We start from the raw sequence: 20,712 nt of genomic DNA, 5'->3' as shown, positions 1-20,712 counted from the left end.
CAATTTTAACTATTTTCAATATAGCTAAAATTACATTGCTCACAAGCAAAACTAATCTAAATCACTTGGCGAAAAAGACCAAGGTAACAATTCACCAACAGTGGTTTCTTGGATTTTACCTTGCATATTCGTTAAAATAACTGGCATATCTTTAGCACAAAACTCACTGATTACTTGACGGCAAGCTCCACAAGGTGAAATTGGACCGTCAGTATCACCAATTACCACTAATTTTTTAAATTTTCTTTTACCTTCTGAAACTGCTTTAAAAATAGCGGTGCGTTCTGCACAATTGGCTAGGCCATAAGAGGCATTTTCAACATTGCAACCTAAAATCGCCTCATCATCTTCAGTGATTAATACTGCACCAACCTGAAATTTGGAGTAAGGAACATAAGCTTTAGAGCGAGCAGTTTTAGCGAGTTCAATGAGTTTTTCAATTTTCATATTGAGAATCCTTTGTTTCGTAATAATATTAATTAAATTTTAGGTTGAGCGTTAGCTGATGACTGTAAATCTAATCGATAAACACCAAAACCTAATTTATCTTTTTCGATAAATTCAGTAGGGTATAGTGAATGTTTTTCAATATAAGTTTTAGCTTCATCTGTTGGAGATGATTCAAAACGAATATCTAATTTGGTATCACTTGATATTGGCGCAATTTGCCAGTTGTTATCAACAATAACATTGACCGATCCTTCTTGTTTAGTAACCTTAGTGATATAAGCTGACAGGATCACTCTTAAATCATCCGGTGAATTAAATTTAACATTTTTTTCACCAGTACCTGGGAATATGCCGCTATAAGCTCGATAATTATTTGTAGCAATTAAAAACATTTGATTAGGATCAAGTGGTTTTTGTTGGTAAGTCAGATTAGTTATTCTTTCAGATGTTGGATTGATTAACTGGCAGTTAGCATCATAACGTGGAGGTTTGGTGATATCAATTTGATAATTTACACCATCAATTGTATCAAAATTATAGGTTCTAAATTTATCCCAATTAATTAGGTATTGTGGATTTGCTGTATGAATATCTATTTGGTTATACATACCCGCAGAACATTCAAGCCATTCTTTTACATTTTTGCCTGTAATTTTAATCACAGATAAAATATTAGGATACAGATAGATATCTGCTGCATTTCTAAAGGTAAGATCACCCTTTTTTACATCAACAAAAGCGCTTGGATCGTTTTTTCTGCCACCAGCTTTAAATGGTGCAATAGCTGATAAAACTGGCAGGCCATCCAGATCTGGATCGCCTTGAATAAATTGCTTAACGTAATCGGTTTGTGCATCATTAATAATTTGTAAGGCAGATGTATCTTCGACTAGCGCTAAATAGCTAGTAATATCGGTTGAAACTTTACCAATAGGTTTACTTACAAATTTACGCGTACCTTGGTGGTCTGTTGTTAGAATATCAACGAGTTTTTGATCAGCTTCAACTAAGGCTTTTTTATTCATTTGGTCATAAATTGGCCGTGCTTCAGATTTCCCTGAAATAGCTTGCCAATTGGATTTATCTCCCGTTAGAACTAAATCCACTACGCCTAAATGGCTTCCCCATTGTCCTGGCATGACCGCGGGAACATGATTGATATTTCCTGTTTTTATATCAGTATTAGGCAGTGATTTAAATTCTTCACTTGGGAAGACGCCATGTGAGTGACCAAACATAATTGCATTAATTCCCTCTACTTGGCTTAAGTAATAAACCGAATTTTCAGCTAACGCTTTATAAGGTTCAGCCGACACGCCAGAGTGTGGAATTGCAATAATGACATCAGCGCCTTGTTTTTTCATTTCCGGTACTAGTAATTTAGCGGTTTCGGTAATATCTTTGACAACAACTTTGCCATTAAGGTTAAGTTTGTCCCATTGCATAATTTGTGGCGGGACAAAACCAATATAACCAATTTTGATAGTATGCTTATTATCATCTCTATCAATAACAGGAGTATCTACAATAATATATTGCTTGAAATATGGCTTATTGGTTTTAGCATCATAAACATTGGCATTAATGTAAGGAAATTTAGCTCCAGAAAGGCTTTTTTTCAGAAATTCCAATCCAAAATTAAATTCGTGGTTACCAATATTACCAACAACATAATCAAGGGTATTGAGTGCTTTATATACTGGGTGTATCTCGCCCTCACTAAGGCCTTTATCAACTGCATAATCAGCCATTGGGCTACCTTGAATTAAATCACCATTATCAACAAGAACACTATTTTTTACTTCACCTCTTGCTTGATGAATTAAATTGGCAGTTTTAACTAACCCATATGAATCAATAGTTTGATCTTTAAAATAATCATAATTCATCATATTGCCGTGTAAATCAGTCGTTTCGATAATTCTTAAATCGACTGTTGCAGCATTAACAGCACCAGATATAAATAGGGGTAAAAAACTTAGGGCTAACTTATTTTTTTTCATGTAAATCTCCAAATATTCTGATGAGTTAATTAATGGGGATAGCTAATAATAATTTTTGATATGTTAAAAAACGTTCAATGATTGCTGGATGATATTTTTTATCATGAATAAATTTTTTCAGTAATTTTCTATCATCCGAGGTAAAGTATGAGAGTGCCAAATTCATTAAACGAACTCTAATAGGCTCATCAACAAAAGCTGCTTGGATACCACATAGTGTTATATCAAGCAATTCTAATCGCGAAAAAGAAAATATCGATTGAGCAATATGGTATTCTTTTTCAATGTCGGTACCAAAAATTCCGGCATCATCCGTGTTAAGAGTAATGCGAACACCTTGGTCATACAGTTGTCTAATTGGATGATTAAGTATATCACCCTGTAATTTATTCACTAAAATACGATTGCTGGTGAGAGCAATTTCTAAAGTGATTTTGTTATCAACTAATTGCTTAATCAATTTATCATCTTCAATAGCAGCAATACCGTGCCCAATTCGATTTGCGCCATGTTTTAGCGCTTGAATAATACTTTCCGCTGAGTCAATTTCACCAGCATGGTAAGATTTTTTTAAATTTAATTCAGAAGCAAGTTGATGAGCCTTTTTAAAATCATCAAAATGTCCTGCTTTCTCATTGCCAGCAATATTAAATCCAGTAATAAATGGATGATAATTATTTTCAATAAAACGCAGTGTATCATGCACCACATCGGCGCCAAGGTGTCGTACGCCAATTACATGGTACCTAACGGTAATATTATGCTCTTTTTGAACATCAATAATTGCTTTATCCATTTGATTAAGAGTTTGTTGAAATCTTTCTTTGTCCCAAACAACTTTTCCTTGTCTTTCTGTTGCGCAAATATGATAGGGCGACAAGAACAGTTCACAATAGATTAACCCTTGCTTGGCATTTCTGCTTAAAAAATCGTAAGTAATCAGGTAATAATCGTCAGGATGTTTAACAAAACTCGAAACAGTGTCATAAGTTTGAATAAATGAAACAAAGTCGGATTCATCATAGTTATATCGACCATTTTTATACTCGGTCGCATCATATTCGCCTTGTTGATAACATAATGAATCAGGGAAAGTTAAATGATTTTTATTGGCTAATTTTTTAGCCATAAAGGGAGTAATACTGCCTTCGACATGCTCATGAAGTATAACTTTGGGGATTATGTGTTTATTCATCTTGTTCTAATCTGCTTAAATACGCTTATAAGGTACTTGTAATAGTGATTATTAATCAACTGGCAAACGTATCAAATACCAGAATTGATACACTTATTATAAGCATTTTATGCTATCTTGATAAGATACTTGTTTTCCATACCTTTGTTTCCCATCAATTTATTTTCTATACATTTTGTGCAATTTATCGATTTTCTGTGAGGCCGATAACATTTTGTCACAATCAGGAATTAGGCAACAATTAAACTGTTGCCTATTTATAGAACAAATTATTAGTAGAATAATCTGACTTATCTATCTATTTCAACATTAATTAGGTAGTTAATGCCAATTCACTGCTTGATTTTTAGGCTAATTTTTTATCGGCGTCATCATTTTTGAAAATAAAAACAAAAACAATTGCAAGCACTAATGAATAGCCTGCAAATATAAGCCAAACAGAATGCCAATCTACAATTTTTTCTATTGTATAGTAATTAACCACAAAACCACTAGCCATGGTACCAATATAAGCACCAATACCATTTGTCATCATCATAAATAGCCCTTGCGCGCTATTACGGATATCTGATGATACAGTCTTATCAACATACATAGAACCTGAAATGTTGTAAAAATCAAAGGCACAACCGTAAACAATCATTGAAAGAAGCAGCAATACAAAACCAACAGGGGATGGATCACCATAAGCAAATAGCCCAAAACGAGCCACCCATGCAAGCATACTGATTAGCATGACATATTTGATGCCTAAACGTTTCATAACGAAAGGAACAAATAAGATAAAGACGACTTCTGATATTTGCGAAATAGAAAGTAATACTGCGGGATACTTAATAACTAAACTATCTTTAAATTCTGGAATATCTTTAAAACTATGCAAGAATGGGTCACCAAAAGTATTGGTAATTTGTAAAATACCGCCTAATAACACTGCAAATAGAAAAAAGATCAACATTCTAGGTTGTTTTAAAAGCACAAATGCATCTAAACCTAATGAACTCAAAATCGATTTTTCTTTACTAGTATCGTGAGTAATTTGAATTAAAGGTAAAGTTAAAGAATACAGACTTAACAACACAGAGCTTCCAGCTGCAATATAAAGTTGCATATTACTGAGTTCTAATTGCATAAAGCTCACTAACCACATCGCAACAATAAAACCGACGGTACCAAAGATACGAATTTTAGGGAATTGCGTAATAACATCAAGCCCTTGTGACTCTAAACAAGAGTAAGAAATCGAATTAGAAATCGCAATAGTTGGCATGAAAGCAAAACAATGGATAAGCATCACAATCATCATTAAAAATGGTGACGTGATAGATGCAGCAATGAATAAGGTTATAGCACCAATCAAATGGCAAAGTGCATACAATCGGTTAGCAGGTATCCATCTATCAGCTACGATACCAAGTAAGCTCGGCATAAATAATGAAGCAATACCCATGGTACCATATACGGCGCCGACATCAATGCCAGTAAAATTTAAATTGTTCATCATATAGGAGCCTAAGGTAATTAGCCAACTTCCCCAGATAAAAAATTGTAAGAAAAATATAATTCTCAGTTGTAGCTTGATATTCATTTTTGTTCCTTATTAAATGAGCTCTTTTCTAACCTATTAGATAAAAATTAATGAATAAATAAAAATTTGTTATCGCTATTAAAAACTAGCTATAACGCTAAAAATATTCACGTTTAAAGCTGTTGGTTTACAGCTAATGCGACAATTAGTTGGTTTGTTTTTAACCTAAAAAAAATGGCAGAAATTCTGCCATTAATTTTAATTTGAATTAAGTAATACCGATTCTAACGCAACATTAATCATATTTTTAAAGCCTAATTGTCGCTCTTCTGCCGACATTGCTTCGCCTTTTCGTATGTGGTCAGATACTGTACAAATTGTTAATGCTTTAGCTCCATATTCACTAGCCACACCATAAATGCCCGCTGCTTCCATTTCAACGCCTAAAATATTGTACTTTTCCATAATATCAAACATATCAGGTTCAACACTATAAAACAGATCGGCAGAAAAAAGATTGCCAACTTTAACATTTACGCCTAAGTTTTTAGCAGCATTAACGGCATTGCAAGTCAAACCAAAATCGGCGATAGCGGCAAAATCGTGATCTTTAAAACGTAAACGATTGACTTTTGAATCGGTACAAGCACCTAAGCCAATAACAACATCACCAAGATTAACATCAGGACTGATTGCGCCACACGAACCGATACGAATGATATTTTTAACACCATAAAATTTGATCAATTCGGTTGTATATATAGAACAAGATGGAATCCCCATACCATGTCCCATAACAGAAACTTGCTTACCTTTATAGTGGCCTGTAAAACCAAGCATTCCTCTTACATTAGTCACTTCTTTTGCATTTTCTAAAAAAGTTTCGGCAATAAACTTAGCTCGCAATGGATCGCCAGGCATTAATACCGTTTGAGCAAAAGCATTATCGGTGGCGTTAATATGTGGGGTAGGCATTTAACTCTCCTCAATTTATTACTAAAAATGTACTACACTAACTAAAAAATCGTTATTTACGAATAAATGATTTGCCATAATCCATTGGTGACAAATCAAAGTAATCAGCAACACTTTGCCCAATATCTGCAAATGTCTCTCGATGCCCCAAAGATCCAACAGGCACGCTATCACCGTAAACGATGACGGGAATATGTTCACGAGTATGATCGGTTCCTGGCCAAGTTGGATCACAACCATGATCGGCACTGATAATAAGCAGATCACCAGGCTTAATAAGTGCTAACATTTCAGGAAGGCGACTATCAAAATATTCTAATGCGGCAGCATAACCCGATACATCTCGTCTGTGCCCGTAAGAGGAGTCAAAGTCAACAAAATTAGTAAATACAATCGTGTTATCTTTAGCTTGTTTTATTTCTTCAAGCGATGAATTAAATAGTGCTTCAAGACCAGTTGCTTTCACTTTTTTGGTAATACCAACTTGTGCATAAATATCAGCAATTTTACCGATTGACACAACGGTACCTTGTTTTTCATCGACTAGCTTCTTAATCATTGTTGGTGCTGGTGGCTCAACTGCTAAATCATGGCGATTACCTGTACGTACAAATTCGCCTGACTTATTGCCTAAAAATGGGCGAGCAATAACTCGACCGATATTATAATTGCCTTTGTTAAGCTCATCACGAGCAATTTCACAAACTTCATAAAGCTTATCTAAACCAAATGTTTCCTCATGACAGGCAATTTGGAATACAGAATCAGCAGAAGTATAAAAAATAGGTTTTCCTGAAGCCATATGTTCTTCACCAAGCTCATCAAGAATAATTGTGCCTGAAGAGTGACAATTACCAAGGTAGCCAGGGAGTTTTGCTCGAGAAATAATTTTATTTAAAAGATCTTGAGGAAAGCTGTTAGTTGTATTTGTAAAATAGCCCCAGTCAAAAAGTACGGGCACACCAGCTATTTCCCAATGCCCTGATGGTGTATCTTTACCAGAAGAAATTTCGCTAGCATAACCATATGCGCCAATAATTTCGCTTTCAGTTTTCATGTCTTTAGGATATTGACCAGTTGATTCATATGCCGCTTCTATTAAACCTAATTTGCTTAAATTAGGCAATTTTAATGGGCCGCTACGACCGTGCTCTGCTTTACCTAAAGCACAAGCTTCAGCAATATGACCTAAAGTATTAGCGCCTTCATCACCATATTTTTTTGCATCCTCAGCGCCACCGATCCCAAACGAATCTAGGATCATAATAAAAACTCTTTTCATAATTTCCTCTAACTCATAAGCAATGTAATCAATAATAGCTAGTTAAATAATAATCACTGCATTTTGTGCTGACTAAATAAGTTGATTATAATTTATAAAAACATTATTCAGCTAGTTATAATACACGATAACAAAAAACAAAAAAGATTTAAGCGCTACTTTAGGCGAATATTTGCTTAAATAGAGCAAGGAATTTGATCTTAGTCATACTTTTGAAATAAAAATGTGAATAAACCTGTTTTTATTGAGCTGATTCAATAGCAAATTTACACTAATTTTGCGCAACCCACGCTTAAATAATTAATAAAATAAGATTAACCAATGTGGTAATATAGTTGCTAAATACGAAAAATTCCAAGCTATAAAAAAATAACATATAAAATAGATTCATTTTTGGGCATATATACAAAAATAAAAAGGTAGTTATCAATGAAACAAAAAATTCCTAACACTTTTGGTCTTACTGTTTTTGCACTAAAAGTTATTACTGTAACCACCGTTGAGCAATTACAACAAGTTTGGCAAGATAACTCCCAAAATTTGCCCATTATGATTATTGGTGAAGGTAGTAATTCGCTTTTTACTTGTGACTTTGATGGTATTGTTATTGTTAATCGAATCAAAGGGATGACCATAACCGAAACTGAACAAGCATGGCATTTAAAAGTGGGGGCTGGTGAAATTTGGCACGATTTAGTGTCAACAACTATCGAACAAAATATATCAGGGCTAGAAAACCTTGCATTGATTCCTGGTTGTGTTGGATCTGCGCCCATTCAAAATATTGGCGCTTACGGTGTTGAGTTTCAAAAAGTTGCTGATTATGTGGAACTGCTTGAGCTTGCTACAGGTAAAATTATCACTGTCACCGATGGTCAATATGGATATCGTGAAAGTATCTTCAAAAAAGCGTATTTGCAAGGCTATGCGGTTATTAATGTCGGAATCAAGTTACCAAAAGATTGGCAACCAGTTTTAACTTATGGAGAATTACAAAACTTTGACCCTAAAAGTGTTACGGCAAAAATAATATTTGATAAAGTGTGTGACATTCGGCGCAGTAAATTGCCCGATCCAAAAGTGCTTGGCAATGGAGGCAGTTTTTTTAAAAATCCTGTAGTCGATAAAATTGTGGCAGACAAGCTACTTGAAATTTATCCAAACATGCCAATATATCCACAAGATCATCATCAAACAAAATTAGCCGCTGGCTGGCTTATTGAGCAATGTGATCTAAAAGGATATCAAATAGGTGGTGCTGCTGTGCATCAACAACAAGCGTTGGTATTAGTTAATAAAAGCCACGCAACAGCGGAAGATGTGGTTGAATTAGCACGCTTTATTAAAAAAAGCGTTTTACAAAAGTTCTTGGTGAATTTATCGCCAGAAATCCGGTTTATCGGCAACACGGGCGAAATTGATGCAGACAATTATTTGTAACTAGCAAAAATTATAATTGATTGTAAATTTAGTCCATAAATTAAACTCAATAACACTATGAAACGTTCGTATTCATTTCCGATTTTATTAACTAGTTTACTCTTTGTGACAATCTCATTGTCAGCATTAAATACGCAAGTGCCGCTGTGGTTAGTGCGTAATGAGTTTTCGCTCGGGCAAATTGGTTTTGTGGGTTCAAGTTATTTTACTGGCAACTTGATTGGTACTATTTTTGCCAACTGGTTTATTAGTAAATTCAATGCTCGTTACACATATACTTATAGTTGCATTATTTTTGCAATAGCAACGATTGGCCTAGGTTTTTCAATGAATTTTTATAGCTGGATAGTGTGGCGATTTTTTATTGGTATTGCTTGTGCTGTCACTTGGGTGGTCATTGAAAGTTGCATCTTAGTTACTGGCAGTGTGCGTACTCGCGGTAAAATGCTGGCAGTTTATTTAACTACTTATTATTTAGGAACAGTTCTTGGGCAGGCTCTATTACAGTACTTTCCACAAGATGTATTGTATTTTGGATTGGTTATTACATTATTAATGGGATTAGCGATTTTATTTATTTTGCTCACTCATTATAAATTACCAAAAAGAAAGAGCAGCAGTTTTAATATCATGCCAATGATATTAAATAAACCTTCACGTATTGGGCTTATTGGTTGCGTTATTGCAGGTATGTTAATTGGATCGTTATATTCGCTCTTACCCGTTTATTATTCGCATCTAGGTTATAGTGATATTCAAGTTGCTAATTGGATGATTTTACTTATTCTATCTGGAGTGGCTGCGCAAATGCCAGCTAACTGGTGTGCTGACAAATTTGGACGGCAAATTATATTGCTGGTTGAGTCATTGTTAATGCTAACCGCATGCGTAATGCTAATATTTAATTGGTTTGGTGTTTTGGCGATTATTTTATTAGGTGCAACCATTTACACTATTTATCCAATATCCATGGCTTGGGCCTGTTCGTGTGTAAAAAAACAAAATATTGTGGCGATGAATCAAGCTATGCTGTTGACCAATACCTTGGGTAGCTTGATTGCTCCTGCACTAATAGCACTTATTATGGATAAAACCAGTAATGCTTATTTATTTGTCAGTTTTGCTATAATTTCGTTATACTTCATAATCTTGTTAGCTAAAAAAAGAGGAACGGATGCGCAGTTACAAAAATCCACTTAAATTAATTGAAATACTCTCTGATGGACAGTTTCATTCAGGCGAAGAGTTGGCAGATGTATTTGGTATAACTCGCGCTGGTATTAATAAATATATTAAACAGCTGCGTGAATGGGGAATAGCGCTAACGTCAGTACAAGGCAAAGGTTATTGCCTTGCATCTCCTCTCGATTTACTCAATAAAGCTAAAATTGACCAGTATTACCAGTCAAATAGTCATTGCGAAATATTGCCAATTATTGATTCGACTAACCAATATCTGCTCGATCGCATTGATCAACTCACGTCTGGTAATTGCTGTGCAGCTGAATTTCAATCAAAAGCGAGAGGAAGACGAGGACGTAAATGGTTTTCTCCGTTTGGTAGTAATATTTACTTTTCGATGTATTGGCGGTTAGATCAAGGTATAGCGGCAGCAATGGGGCTAAGTTTAGTTGTTGGTATCGTTATTGCAGACACTTTACGTGCATTATCAGGTCAAGATATCAAAGTTAAATGGCCAAATGACCTTTATCTTAATGATCAAAAGCTAGCAGGTATTTTAGTTGAATTAGCAGGGAAAACGGGGGATTGTGCTCATGTTGTCATTGGTGTTGGTGTCAATTTAACTATGACTAATCCAGATATTAATATTGTTAACCAAAAATGGGCTAATTTAGGTAATATTAATCGTAATTTGTTAGTTGCACAGATTGCTAAGGCCTTAAAAAGTAAATTAACGGAATTTGAAAAATATGGTTTAACGCCATTTATTAACGATTGGAATAGATTAGACAACTTTACTAATCGTCCAATAAAACTATTAATTGGCGAAAACATCATTCGTGGGGTTGCTAAAGGCATCAATGAGCAAGGCGCCCTAATGTTAGAAAAAAATGGTAAAATCGACGCTTATATTGGTGGTGAAATATCTTTAAGAAGTGATGAATGATAATTTTCAAAAAACATGAGAAACCTATTCCACTTTTTTTAAGCGAAATAGGTTAAATAATAAAGTTGTTAACTTTTATTTTTAAATCTTAAAACTCGAAGAGCATTTGCCGTCACAATCGCAGTTGTGCCTGAGTCGGCTAACACAGCGAGCCATAGTCCAGTAAAGCCAAATAAGCTAGTAATTAAAAATACTAACTTAACCCCTAATGCAATCGTAATATTTTGTTTAATATTACGACGGGCAAAGCGTGTTAAATGAATTAATTTAGGTAAACTAGACAAGCTATTTTTAGTTAATGCGGCATCGGCAGTTTCTAATGCAACATCTGTACCTCCTCCCATAGCAATGCTAACCGTTGCGGCTTTCATTGCTGGTGAATCGTTAATACCATCGCCCACCATAGCAATTGGCATGGTATTACGAATTCTTTCAATTTCAACCAATTTATCGGTTGGTAATAGCTCTGCGCGATAGTCCATTTTTAATTGAGAGGCAATGGCTTTAGCTGCTCGTGCATTATCTCCTGTTAACATTAAAGATTTGAGTCCAAGCCGATCAAGTTCATTCATTGTCGTAATTGCATCTGAACGCAATACATCTTGCAATGCAATAATGCCTATCAATTGTTGACTTGTCACTGCAACTACCACTGTTTTACCTGCATTTTCAAGCTCCTCAATGATTTGGGCGTGTTCATTATTTAAAGGTAGTGAAACGGTTGCTACTTTGTTTGGTGAAACAATATAAAAAGTCTTGTGATCCACTTCGCCTTGAATACCAACTCCCGCAATAGCTTTACGATTATTAGCCTCATTAATGCTTAGTTGATTTTGTAATGCATAATCAACAATCGCCTTAGCTATGGGATGATGTGACCCACTTTCAATCGCAGCAACTAATGTTAATAACTGTTCTTTTGTTATACCTTGATTAATTACATCGGTTACTTGTGGTTGACCTTTGGTTAAGGTGCCTGTTTTATCAAACGCAATCAATTTAACAGAACCAATATGCTCTAAAGCCGCACCACCTTTAATTAGCACGCCTTGTTTTGCGGCATTAGATAAAGCCGATGTTATTACCGCTGGTGTTGATATAACTAGTGCACAAGGGCATCCAATTAATAATAGTGTCAAGCCACGATAAAACCAAGTATACCAATCAGAATTAAGTAATAATGGTGGCACAATAATTACTAATAGTGCAAACAAAGCAATTGCTGGCGTGTAATAGCGGCTAAATTTATCAATAAAACGTTCAATAGGCGCTTTGCGCTCTTCGGCATCTTCAATGAGTTGTAAAATGCGATCAACCGCATTTTGTCCAACTTCTGAAACTACTTTAAGTTGAATCGTATTATCAACCACTAGCGATCCCGCCAAAATCTTATCACCAGAAAGATAATTAATCGGGATAGATTCCCCTGTTAATGCGCTTTCATCTATATTGGCTTGTTCGCTTATTAAAATGACATCGGCGGGGAAAAGTCCACCCCCCGAAAATTTAATAATATCATTGGGTTTTAAACTATGGCTAGCAACAGTTTTTCGTTCGCCATCAATAATTATCACAGTTTCTTCTGGCATTAATTTAGCAAGTGATGATATCCCCGTTTTGGCTTTATTTGTTGCTATGCTTTCCAGCATTTCACCAATCATAAATAAAAAAATGACCATGGTGGCTTCTTCTGCTGCACTAATAAATAATGCACCAATAGCCGACACACTCATCAACGACTCAATAGCAAATGGTGTACCATTACGTGTTAAAATCCATGCTTCTTTCAAAATAGGAATTAACCCTATTATTGCCGTTGCCATAAATGCATATTCGCCAACGGTTTGATTACATAATAACAGGATATAACTCATCACAATTAAAGTTCCTAATACAACTAAAGGGATTAGTGCCTTTTTGTCAAAATGATGATGATCGTGATGATGCGAATGGTTATTGGAAGGCTCGAAAATAGGTTTATAACCCAACTCGATAACTTTATTTTCAATTAATTGAATAATTTCCTGATTTTTTTTGGGAACAAAAACCATTAATTTTTCGGTAGAAAATATCATCTTTGTTTGGCTAACATTGGGTAAGGTTTTTAAACCATTTTCAATTTTTTGAGCGCAACTGGCACAATCCATACCGGCTATTTTCCATGTTAATTTAACATGTTGGCTTTGCCTATCAGGATCTTCTGGAGGATCGTCAAAGCGACTTTGGGATTTGGTAGTATGTGTATCTCCTCCGCAACAAGGCGTGGATTCTTGATGACAATTTATATCATCAGGTATCTGTATATGATTGTGCGCTATATTTTGACAATTACCATGACAACTATGATGGTGTATGTATTTGTTATTATATAACATAACATTACCTACGTGAGTGGATGATTTTGATTGTACGCTAAAAAATAAAAAAGGAAATTATTTTTATTTTCATTATGTGCTAAATAAGGAGGATCAATTAAAAATGAGTTGAGCAAGTATGTTGTAGTTGCATTAGTTGTTTAGTTTTTTTTAGTTATTATAAATGGCTAGTTTACCAAACATTTAGCTAAATCTATAATCGTTATTTTTGTGATGTAATTACCCTATGTCTTATTGATGATAGGATATTAATTTTGTTTTATTATGTAGATTCCAACCCTAATCGTTTTTCAACTTACTATAAACAACGTGAGGACTTTCTATAAATTATGAAATTTATTTATAGCAATGATAAGGCAAGGGCTCTTCATTGGGCGCTTTGTGAGAAAAAGCGAGCTCCTTTTATAGAGTTAAGTAAGATTAATAATCAATACACTAATATTTTTTATGATATAACAAATTATCATATTTCTTTAGAAGAAATCTCTAATGATATAAAAAAATTATATTTAGCCTACCTTGAGTTTTTTATGCTTTCCGACCCTATGATTGATGAGTTGTATGATCAATATTATTTTTTTAATTTAATAGTAAAAAGTGAACATGCTAATTTTTTTGCGGAAAAATTATATGACTATCTTTTGTTTAAATTAGATAATTTCAACCACAATAAAACTTAATACTATCAATGATGAAGGAAAATCACATTGAAGCTTTACAACATATTTAATGATATCAAAAGATTGGTTTTAAATAGATGAACCTAAATCAAAGTAACTTTAATTGTGACATATTAAACAACATTTAATTTTGCATAACATCATGAAATAGATAGGTTAATTTATACGTGAGAAATGGAATAATGATAGGGCATTTGCAATGAAGACACTTAGCCGTAAACTTGCTTTAACACAATTAGCTATTAATATGATTATACAATATCCAACAAAAGAGATTGAGAATATTCTCTTTGCTGATTACCTTGATGAGCATGGTCAATCTTTAACATATACAAGTATTTTTGATGGTGCCGTTCAAACATTTTTATTGGACTATTTTATTGATATTAAGCTGAAAGGATATTCTAATCACTATTTAAAAAAATACATTAGTGATTTATATAATGAACCTATCACTATTATTGGCGATGAAGATATTTTGTATATATGCCCATGTTGTAGCTATTTAACCTTAGAACATCAAGGGCAATACGATGTTTGCCCATTATGTTCTTGGGAGGATGATGGCACTTTGCATCATGAGTTAGATAAATACAGTGTAGTTAATCATTCAACTTTAAAGCAATATAAAGGAAAATTTGAAAAACAAAAAGTTAACTTCATTAATATTCCATATAAATCAGGTAATGATAATTAATAACAATTGTATAAAACGAGTATTTCAGGGTACATACAACAAAATGCTTTTTGATATCTATTTATAAGTATTAAAGGATGATTAGATGACCAAAATATTGGCGTTATGGGATAGGCAAACACTACCGATAAAAGATGGCATTTACTTTGCCACTGGTGATTCAATTTCTTTTACAACCCAATTTTATCCCCAATTATTTATAAAAAAGGGGAAGCCATTTAATTTGAATTTTTTTTTGAGCGAAGATCCTGATAATATAACTAGTATTGATATCATCAAAAAAATAACCCTAAATGATGGTAATAACTGCTATTTAGGAGAGGGGAGTTATGGCTCTGAAGGTTTTATCGCCTACTTAACACCAGAAAATGCTTTAAAATGGGTGATCTATTTTGAAACATCAAATCCATTTATTAATGCAATTGAACTACCTAACAATTTCCTTATGGTACAATCCAGCGCTAATTTTAAAATAACTATCGAATTAAATAACCCAATTAACCTTGTTTTATCTAAGAATTAGCAATAACAATCCTAACATAGAATGTCATTCTACAATAAGCCAAATATTGATAATATATATTACTTATAATAAATATTATTTTTGATTTGATGATTTTATCAAATGTAAACGCGAGTATTATTTATGAGGCAAAATAACCAACAAATTGTGGATTTGTTAATATCAAATAGTCAAATTTTAGTCAGATCCAAACCGTATTGTGAAACGTTGTCGCAGTGGGGGCAGAAAAACATTGAGCAAGGTGCAGTGATTCATCGTGATTATGCCATTTTTGATCCGTTACCTGATGATACTTTCGGTGCAAATGTTTTTTTAACATTAGCAGATAGTTTTACAATAGATACCCAAACCTTACGATGTATTGCTATTCCTTTTTACACCCATCATGAATATAGCGTTGAAGTTGCCTCTGCTACAGAAAAGTTTACCATTGACTTACCATTAAGTGCGCCATTGTATTCGCTGTATTATGAAATTTGTGAAAGTGATGAAGTTTTTTATAAATTTACTTTTGTAGCTACCTCAACCCCAATCGTCGCACACTATATGATTGATGACGAATGGGGAGGAAAAAAACAAAAAATAATTCAATCAGGAGTACTATAATTCCACCTTTGCTATGATTAGCTCTAATTTATAGCCTGTTGTCAAAGCGAATAAAGAACAATAAATGAAAAAGAAAAATAGCCAAAACACCATAAGCTATGTTGTCGAAGACGAAGGCATCGCAGTAGATATTATTTTGCCCCGCTTTGGCCAGCAACCTATCCCAGTTATTTATTTGGAATCATTTGAGTATAACAAGCAAATGAAAGATGCTATTGATTTCATTACATCCCATCAAATTGAATTATACAACATCATCAATAATGAAATGACGACTTATATCTCTCAAGTTTATAATCAAGATGGTAATAAAGCGCTATCACAAATTTCATTAACTAAAATTTACATCTTGCTAGATGAAAAAGATGAGTACGGCTTGATGTTTGCGTGGTCAGGGGATAGTGAACATGGTATAGGTATTAAAATGAAAAACATGTCAATAGTAAAAATAGGTGCTGCAGAAATCGCATTTTTATAAAGAAAGTTTGCTATTAGGAATAGAATGTGATCAAAAAGCAATCCCTTCTTTGTAAAAGATCATGTGAAAAATTTGCAATGCTTTCAAATATTATTAAAATAATATCATTTAGCTAATTACTTGAATTAATATACTTTAATGCTCCGAATTGGAATTAAGTTAGCATAATGAAGTCGTAGTCAAAAAATATTGCGCTGAATCTTGGCTAATTAACTTAATTATAAGTAACGTAATTATCAGCAACATAACCGTTAAAATCTAAAATTAAGCAAGATGTATGAACTAAAAAAACTATGTCATGATTTACATTTACCAAGTGGTGATAAATTCACTCAAGATTGGGCGTATGAATTGCCAGAGCAATACCGAACCGAAGAATGGTTAGATAGATATATTCGTGCTTATACTCATTCAACTTATTCAAAAACACAAAAACGTATATTAATGACTTTGATACTGGATGTCACGAATGATTTAGTTTCATCAGGCATTAGTGTATCCTCCTTAACGATTAATAAAGCCCTAAAACTTTTATTGCAGGATTATAATTATCATATGGAACTAATTGAGTATTGGTCATTATCTGACGAACCATTGGCGGACTGTTTTGCGCTAACTCCTGAAATAAGAAAGCTAAAAATGCAATTAACTAAAAAATAATATCCATTATCATCAATTTGCCAATGAGGTTGATTATGCAACAAACGACTAATCTATCTGATGATGAATTAAAACTGATACAAATGCGATGTGAGAAAGCAACGGCAGGACCTTGGATCTCTTATCTTGAAGGTCGCGATCATAACAGTGGCAGTAATTTTATTATGACAGGTGATAAAAGTAACCGCGGTGAAGATATTGAACTTATTGGTGCAACTATTGCCGATCAAGAATTTATTGCTCATGCTCGACAAGATATACCAAAATTAATTAATGAAATTAGAAGATTAAAGAAGTTAATTGCAAGTTCTACATAATATTACCCAAACACATAAATGAAAGAACAACGCTTGATGAATTTACCATAGTGGGGGCTACTACTTATTACCTATATTCTTTTTCAACGCATTTATAGATTAATATAAATTGATAGAGAATCTTGGCAGATTAAAATGTTTTTAGTGAATGGATTAGCGATGGAAATATTTGTAAACCAACAGTAATGCAACAAAATCAATGAACACTATTTTCATGGTAAGATGCAGTATTCAATGTGACTATTTAAGCTTATTTTACGACTATTTTGTGTACTTTATTGCAATGAATAAAAACATTATAACGGCTTAATATATTATAATTGTTAATATCATAAAAAACACAAATAACCCAATGAAAAATTATTACGCATTTGAAAAGTTAAACCCAAAAGAATTTATATTAGGAGCAGAAAAACAGCATATATTTCTTAATATGTTAGATATCGTATGCAAGGGAAATTTAACTTTATTTACGCAATCTTTTTCAAATTTTGTTCATCTATTTCAAAGTGATAGCTTTTACATAGCACATAACCTAGTTTTCTATAAAGGTAAAAAAGCTATATGCAAAGGGCATGTTGTGAAAGCATTAAAAACTCAATTTATTGATTTTATAGAATATGCAATTAATCATGATGATCTTCGTTCATTTTTAATAACGCCTATTATAGCTAATCCAAATAACAAACAGGTTTTTTATCTTACGGAGGAAGGATTTTATTTATACGAAATATCAATAATTTAAGTTTTTTCTAAATTTTAGTATAACGATAAGTGGTGATCATTACTTCTTTAATTTTTACAATCTGGTGTGACTAATTCTTAATGCCCCGCCATTTTTGCAAACAGAGTTATCATTACCATATAAACATAATAAATCCTATATTAATAAAGGTAGCAAAATCTAAAGGCATATTTATCAGTAAAGTGAGGAAAAATACGTTGCCTTATTTATTTTTAATTTTATTACGTTTATATTAAATTTAAGTATATAATTGGTCAAAATCCCTTTAATCTAATTCTTCAGTGTATTTTTATGACTAATATCTCTTCGTTTCGCCAAAAGCAAAGCGTTATTTTTGTTGCTTTTTTAGTCACTACATTTGTTGTTGGAATTGCTGGTGCTTTACAAGCCCCCACATTAAGTCGGTTTTTAACTTTCGATGTTAATGTTAATTCACGTCTGGTTGGGCTTTTTTTCTCGGTTAATGCCTTAGCCAGTATTGTTGGGAGTTTTCTATTGGCTAAATATTCCGACACAAAAGGTGATAGGCGTTATATTGTTATCTTCTGCTGTTTAATGGGCGTAGCTAACAGTATCACTTTTGCGTTTACGCGCCATTATTTGATATTAATTACCTTGGGCGTTTTATTTGCGGCGTTATCGTCGGCTGCTATGCCACAAATTTTTGCATTAGCGCGTGAATATGCTGTTAAAACAGGGCGTAATGTTGTGGCATTTAATTCGCTTATTCGGGCTCAACTTTCATTGGCTTGGGTGTTTGGTCCACCAATCTCATTTGGTTTGGCTATTAATTTTGGTTTTACGGCAATGTATTTAGCTGCCATGGGTATGTTTATGGTGGCGATGCTATTTGTTGCTGTATTTTTACCTTCAGTTGAAAAAAATCCTACCTCATCAATAAATAACAACCTAGATCTAAAAGTAGCAAATCAACCACTTTGGCAGAACAGAAATGTGCTATGTTTACTGTTATCTACTGTATTTATGTGGGCTGCGAATATGATGTATATCATCGATATGCCACTTTATGTTGATGAAGTCTTACATTTGCCAGATTCTTTACCTGGCGTATTAATGGGGCTAGCTGCGGGTATTGAAATTCCAGTAATGCTCATCGCTGGATATTTAGTGCCTTATTTAGGTAAACGAAATCTGTTTTTTATTGCGATTACTTGTGGGCTAATTTTTTATACTGGTTTGATTCTTTGCACTGATAAATATGCTTTATTAATACTACAACTTTTTAATGCATTATTTATTGGGATTGTTGCAAATATTGGTATTATTTACTTTCAGGATCTATTGCCAACTCGAATGGGGGTCGCATCGACTTTATTTAATAATGGTGTCATTTTTGGCGTAATTATAGCTGGAATGTTGCAAGGGGTGTTATCTGATATTTATGGGCATAAGATTATTTATTGGGTTGCATTGATTATGGTGGCAATATCGTTGTTATTTTGCCTGTTGGTTAAAAAAGACACTGCTAGCCAAGTCAATTAAAGGCGAACGAGTAACCAAAGTTAATAAGTAATCATTAACGCATAGCCTATTCGCCTTTTATTATCTATTCCGTAAAGGTATTGCATTGGTTGATTGCACCACTATCAAACCCACGTTTAAACCACGTGTAACGTTGTTCAGATGTGCCATGAGTAAAACTATCGGGTACAATGCGCCCCTCGCTTTGCTGTTGTAAGCGGTCATCGCCAATGGCTTTTGCAGTGTTTAACGCTTGTTCAATATCGCCAACTTCAAGAATATTCTCTTTTTGCATGGCATTCCCCCACATCCCCGCGTAGCAGTCGGCTTGCAATTCTAACTTAACGGATAATTTATTATCGATATTTGCTTGGCCTTGCTTTAACCGCTCCACTTGGTCAAATGTTCCAAGCAAATTTTGCACATGATGACCAATTTCGTGAGCGATTACGTAACCCTGTGCAAAATCACCTCCACCGCCCAGCCGTAGTTTTAACTCTTGATAGAACGAAGTATCAAGGTAAACAGTTTTATCAATACTGCAATAAAATGGTCCCATAAAAGCTTTACCCATACCGCAAGATGTTTGGGTTGCGCCATTATAAAGCACTAATTTAGGAGGAGTGTAGGTTTTACCTAAATGTTGAAATTCTTGATGCCAATAATCTTCAGTGCTTGCTAAAATGATTGATGTAAATTTGGCAGCATCTTCATCATTAATTGAATATTGGTTTGAGCTTTGTTCAGTGCTATTTGTGTCAATAAGATCTGAATTTAGTAGCCCTGTTAAATCAACACCATAATAGCCAGCAACTAATACCACCAGCAATAACGCAACTTTACCTTTACCACCAATAGGGATTCGAGCACCTGAATCACCAATCGATTGTGAGCGACGATCTTCAATATTATCGCTTTCTCTTTGGTCTCTCCAACGCATAGTCATTACCTTTGTTAGTTTTTATTCATTTTAGATGATAACAAGTAAGGATTCTAGATTAAACTGATGTTATCGTTGCAATTTGAAAAACTTAATAATAAATAACCTGCTTTACAATCTTTACGATGAGTAAAGCATTTGTTCTCAAAAAAGTTATTTCTTATTATTTTTAGGTATATAATATCACTATCACAGTGTTGTTTAATAT

The 20,712-nt window shown here is 33.7% G+C and carries 20 protein-coding genes; 12 read left to right on the top strand and 8 right to left on the bottom strand.

Annotated elements, in window-relative coordinates:
- Positions 1–51: 51 nt before the first annotated feature.
- From A9G45_RS10965 to A9G45_RS10940, 6 genes are all read right to left on the bottom strand, one after another.
- Positions 52–456, bottom strand: coding sequence for a cytidine deaminase (locus A9G45_RS10965; protein WP_442902724.1), 405 nt, complete (start codon positions 454–456; stop codon positions 52–54).
- 23 nt (positions 457–479) lie between these two features.
- On the bottom strand, positions 480–2,453 hold the full coding sequence (locus tag A9G45_RS10960; RefSeq protein WP_065568118.1) for a bifunctional 2',3'-cyclic-nucleotide 2'-phosphodiesterase/3'-nucleotidase: 1,974 nt from the start codon (positions 2,451–2,453) through the stop codon (positions 480–482).
- A gap of 25 nt (positions 2,454–2,478) precedes the next feature.
- Positions 2,479–3,648, bottom strand: coding sequence for an adenosine deaminase (add, locus tag A9G45_RS10955; RefSeq protein ID WP_065568117.1), 1,170 nt, complete (start codon positions 3,646–3,648; stop codon positions 2,479–2,481).
- 346 nt (positions 3,649–3,994) lie between these two features.
- Entirely contained in the window at positions 3,995–5,236 is a 1,242-nt protein-coding gene (locus tag A9G45_RS10950; protein WP_065568116.1) for a nucleoside permease, read from the bottom strand.
- Between the two features lie 198 nt (positions 5,237–5,434).
- Positions 5,435–6,151, bottom strand: a complete 717-nt coding sequence (deoD, locus tag A9G45_RS10945) for a purine-nucleoside phosphorylase (protein WP_065568115.1) — start codon at positions 6,149–6,151, stop codon at positions 5,435–5,437.
- Positions 6,152–6,203: 52 nt separating this feature from the next.
- Positions 6,204–7,433 (bottom strand): phosphopentomutase, encoded by a 1,230-nt coding sequence (locus tag A9G45_RS10940; protein ID WP_065568114.1) that lies wholly within the window; start codon positions 7,431–7,433, stop codon positions 6,204–6,206.
- A gap of 429 nt (positions 7,434–7,862) precedes the next feature.
- Here A9G45_RS10940 and murB point away from each other — a divergent pair, with 429 nt between their 5' ends.
- The 3 genes from murB to birA are packed head-to-tail and all read left to right on the top strand — an operon-like array spanning position 7,863 to position 11,001.
- Entirely contained in the window at positions 7,863–8,873 is a 1,011-nt protein-coding gene (gene murB / locus A9G45_RS10935; RefSeq protein ID WP_065568113.1) for a UDP-N-acetylmuramate dehydrogenase, read from the top strand.
- Between the two features lie 57 nt (positions 8,874–8,930).
- Complete coding sequence (locus A9G45_RS10930) at positions 8,931–10,073, top strand: MFS transporter (RefSeq protein ID WP_065568112.1); 1,143 nt, start codon at positions 8,931–8,933, stop codon at positions 10,071–10,073.
- Positions 10,048–11,001 carry a bifunctional biotin--[acetyl-CoA-carboxylase] ligase/biotin operon repressor BirA gene (birA, locus tag A9G45_RS10925; protein WP_065568111.1) on the top strand — a complete coding sequence of 318 codons (954 nt, stop codon included), beginning with the start codon at positions 10,048–10,050 and terminating at the stop codon, positions 10,999–11,001. Before A9G45_RS10930 ends, birA begins: the two co-directional genes overlap by 26 nt.
- Before the next feature lie 68 nt (positions 11,002–11,069).
- Here birA and A9G45_RS10920 read toward each other — a convergent pair whose 3' ends face one another.
- Entirely contained in the window at positions 11,070–13,376 is a 2,307-nt protein-coding gene (locus A9G45_RS10920) for a heavy metal translocating P-type ATPase (RefSeq protein WP_065572408.1), read from the bottom strand.
- Between the two features lie 329 nt (positions 13,377–13,705).
- Between A9G45_RS10920 and A9G45_RS10915 the strand changes: the two genes are divergently transcribed.
- From A9G45_RS10915 to A9G45_RS10875, 9 genes are all read left to right on the top strand, one after another.
- On the top strand, positions 13,706–14,056 hold the full coding sequence (locus tag A9G45_RS10915; RefSeq protein WP_065568109.1) for a hypothetical protein: 351 nt from the start codon (positions 13,706–13,708) through the stop codon (positions 14,054–14,056).
- A 199-nt stretch (positions 14,057–14,255) separates the two neighbouring features.
- Positions 14,256–14,753: a CPCC family cysteine-rich protein gene (locus tag A9G45_RS10910; RefSeq protein ID WP_065568108.1), complete on the top strand. Its 498-nt coding sequence runs from the start codon at positions 14,256–14,258 to the stop codon at positions 14,751–14,753.
- Between the two features lie 85 nt (positions 14,754–14,838).
- Entirely contained in the window at positions 14,839–15,276 is a 438-nt protein-coding gene (locus tag A9G45_RS10905; protein ID WP_065568107.1) for a hypothetical protein, read from the top strand.
- Positions 15,277–15,399: 123 nt separating this feature from the next.
- A complete protein-coding gene (comJ, locus tag A9G45_RS10900; protein ID WP_065568106.1) occupies positions 15,400–15,882 on the top strand; it encodes a competence protein ComJ in 483 nt (160 codons plus the stop codon).
- A gap of 64 nt (positions 15,883–15,946) precedes the next feature.
- On the top strand, positions 15,947–16,360 hold the full coding sequence (locus A9G45_RS10895) for a DUF6985 domain-containing protein (RefSeq protein WP_065568105.1): 414 nt from the start codon (positions 15,947–15,949) through the stop codon (positions 16,358–16,360).
- A gap of 273 nt (positions 16,361–16,633) precedes the next feature.
- Positions 16,634–17,020: a hypothetical protein gene (locus tag A9G45_RS10890; RefSeq protein ID WP_065568104.1), complete on the top strand. Its 387-nt coding sequence runs from the start codon at positions 16,634–16,636 to the stop codon at positions 17,018–17,020.
- A 35-nt stretch (positions 17,021–17,055) separates the two neighbouring features.
- Positions 17,056–17,337 carry a hypothetical protein gene (locus A9G45_RS10885; protein ID WP_065568103.1) on the top strand — a complete coding sequence of 94 codons (282 nt, stop codon included), beginning with the start codon at positions 17,056–17,058 and terminating at the stop codon, positions 17,335–17,337.
- 352 nt (positions 17,338–17,689) lie between these two features.
- Complete coding sequence (locus A9G45_RS10880) at positions 17,690–18,082, top strand: hypothetical protein (RefSeq protein ID WP_065568102.1); 393 nt, start codon at positions 17,690–17,692, stop codon at positions 18,080–18,082.
- Positions 18,083–18,373: 291 nt separating this feature from the next.
- Positions 18,374–19,585 (top strand): MFS transporter, encoded by a 1,212-nt coding sequence (locus A9G45_RS10875; protein ID WP_065568101.1) that lies wholly within the window; start codon positions 18,374–18,376, stop codon positions 19,583–19,585.
- Positions 19,586–19,649: 64 nt separating this feature from the next.
- On the opposite strand, the gene ypfJ is transcribed toward A9G45_RS10875, so the two are convergent.
- On the bottom strand, positions 19,650–20,504 hold the full coding sequence (ypfJ, locus tag A9G45_RS10870) for a KPN_02809 family neutral zinc metallopeptidase (protein ID WP_065568100.1): 855 nt from the start codon (positions 20,502–20,504) through the stop codon (positions 19,650–19,652).
- Positions 20,505–20,712: the final 208 nt, after the last annotated feature.

The organism is Gilliamella sp. HK2, from assembly GCF_001690265.1.
Taxonomy (GTDB): Bacteria; Pseudomonadota; Gammaproteobacteria; order Enterobacterales; family Orbaceae; genus Gilliamella; species Gilliamella apicola_C.
Note: the sequence above shows the minus strand (reverse complement) of the source record. Positions and strands in the feature narration are given on the sequence as shown.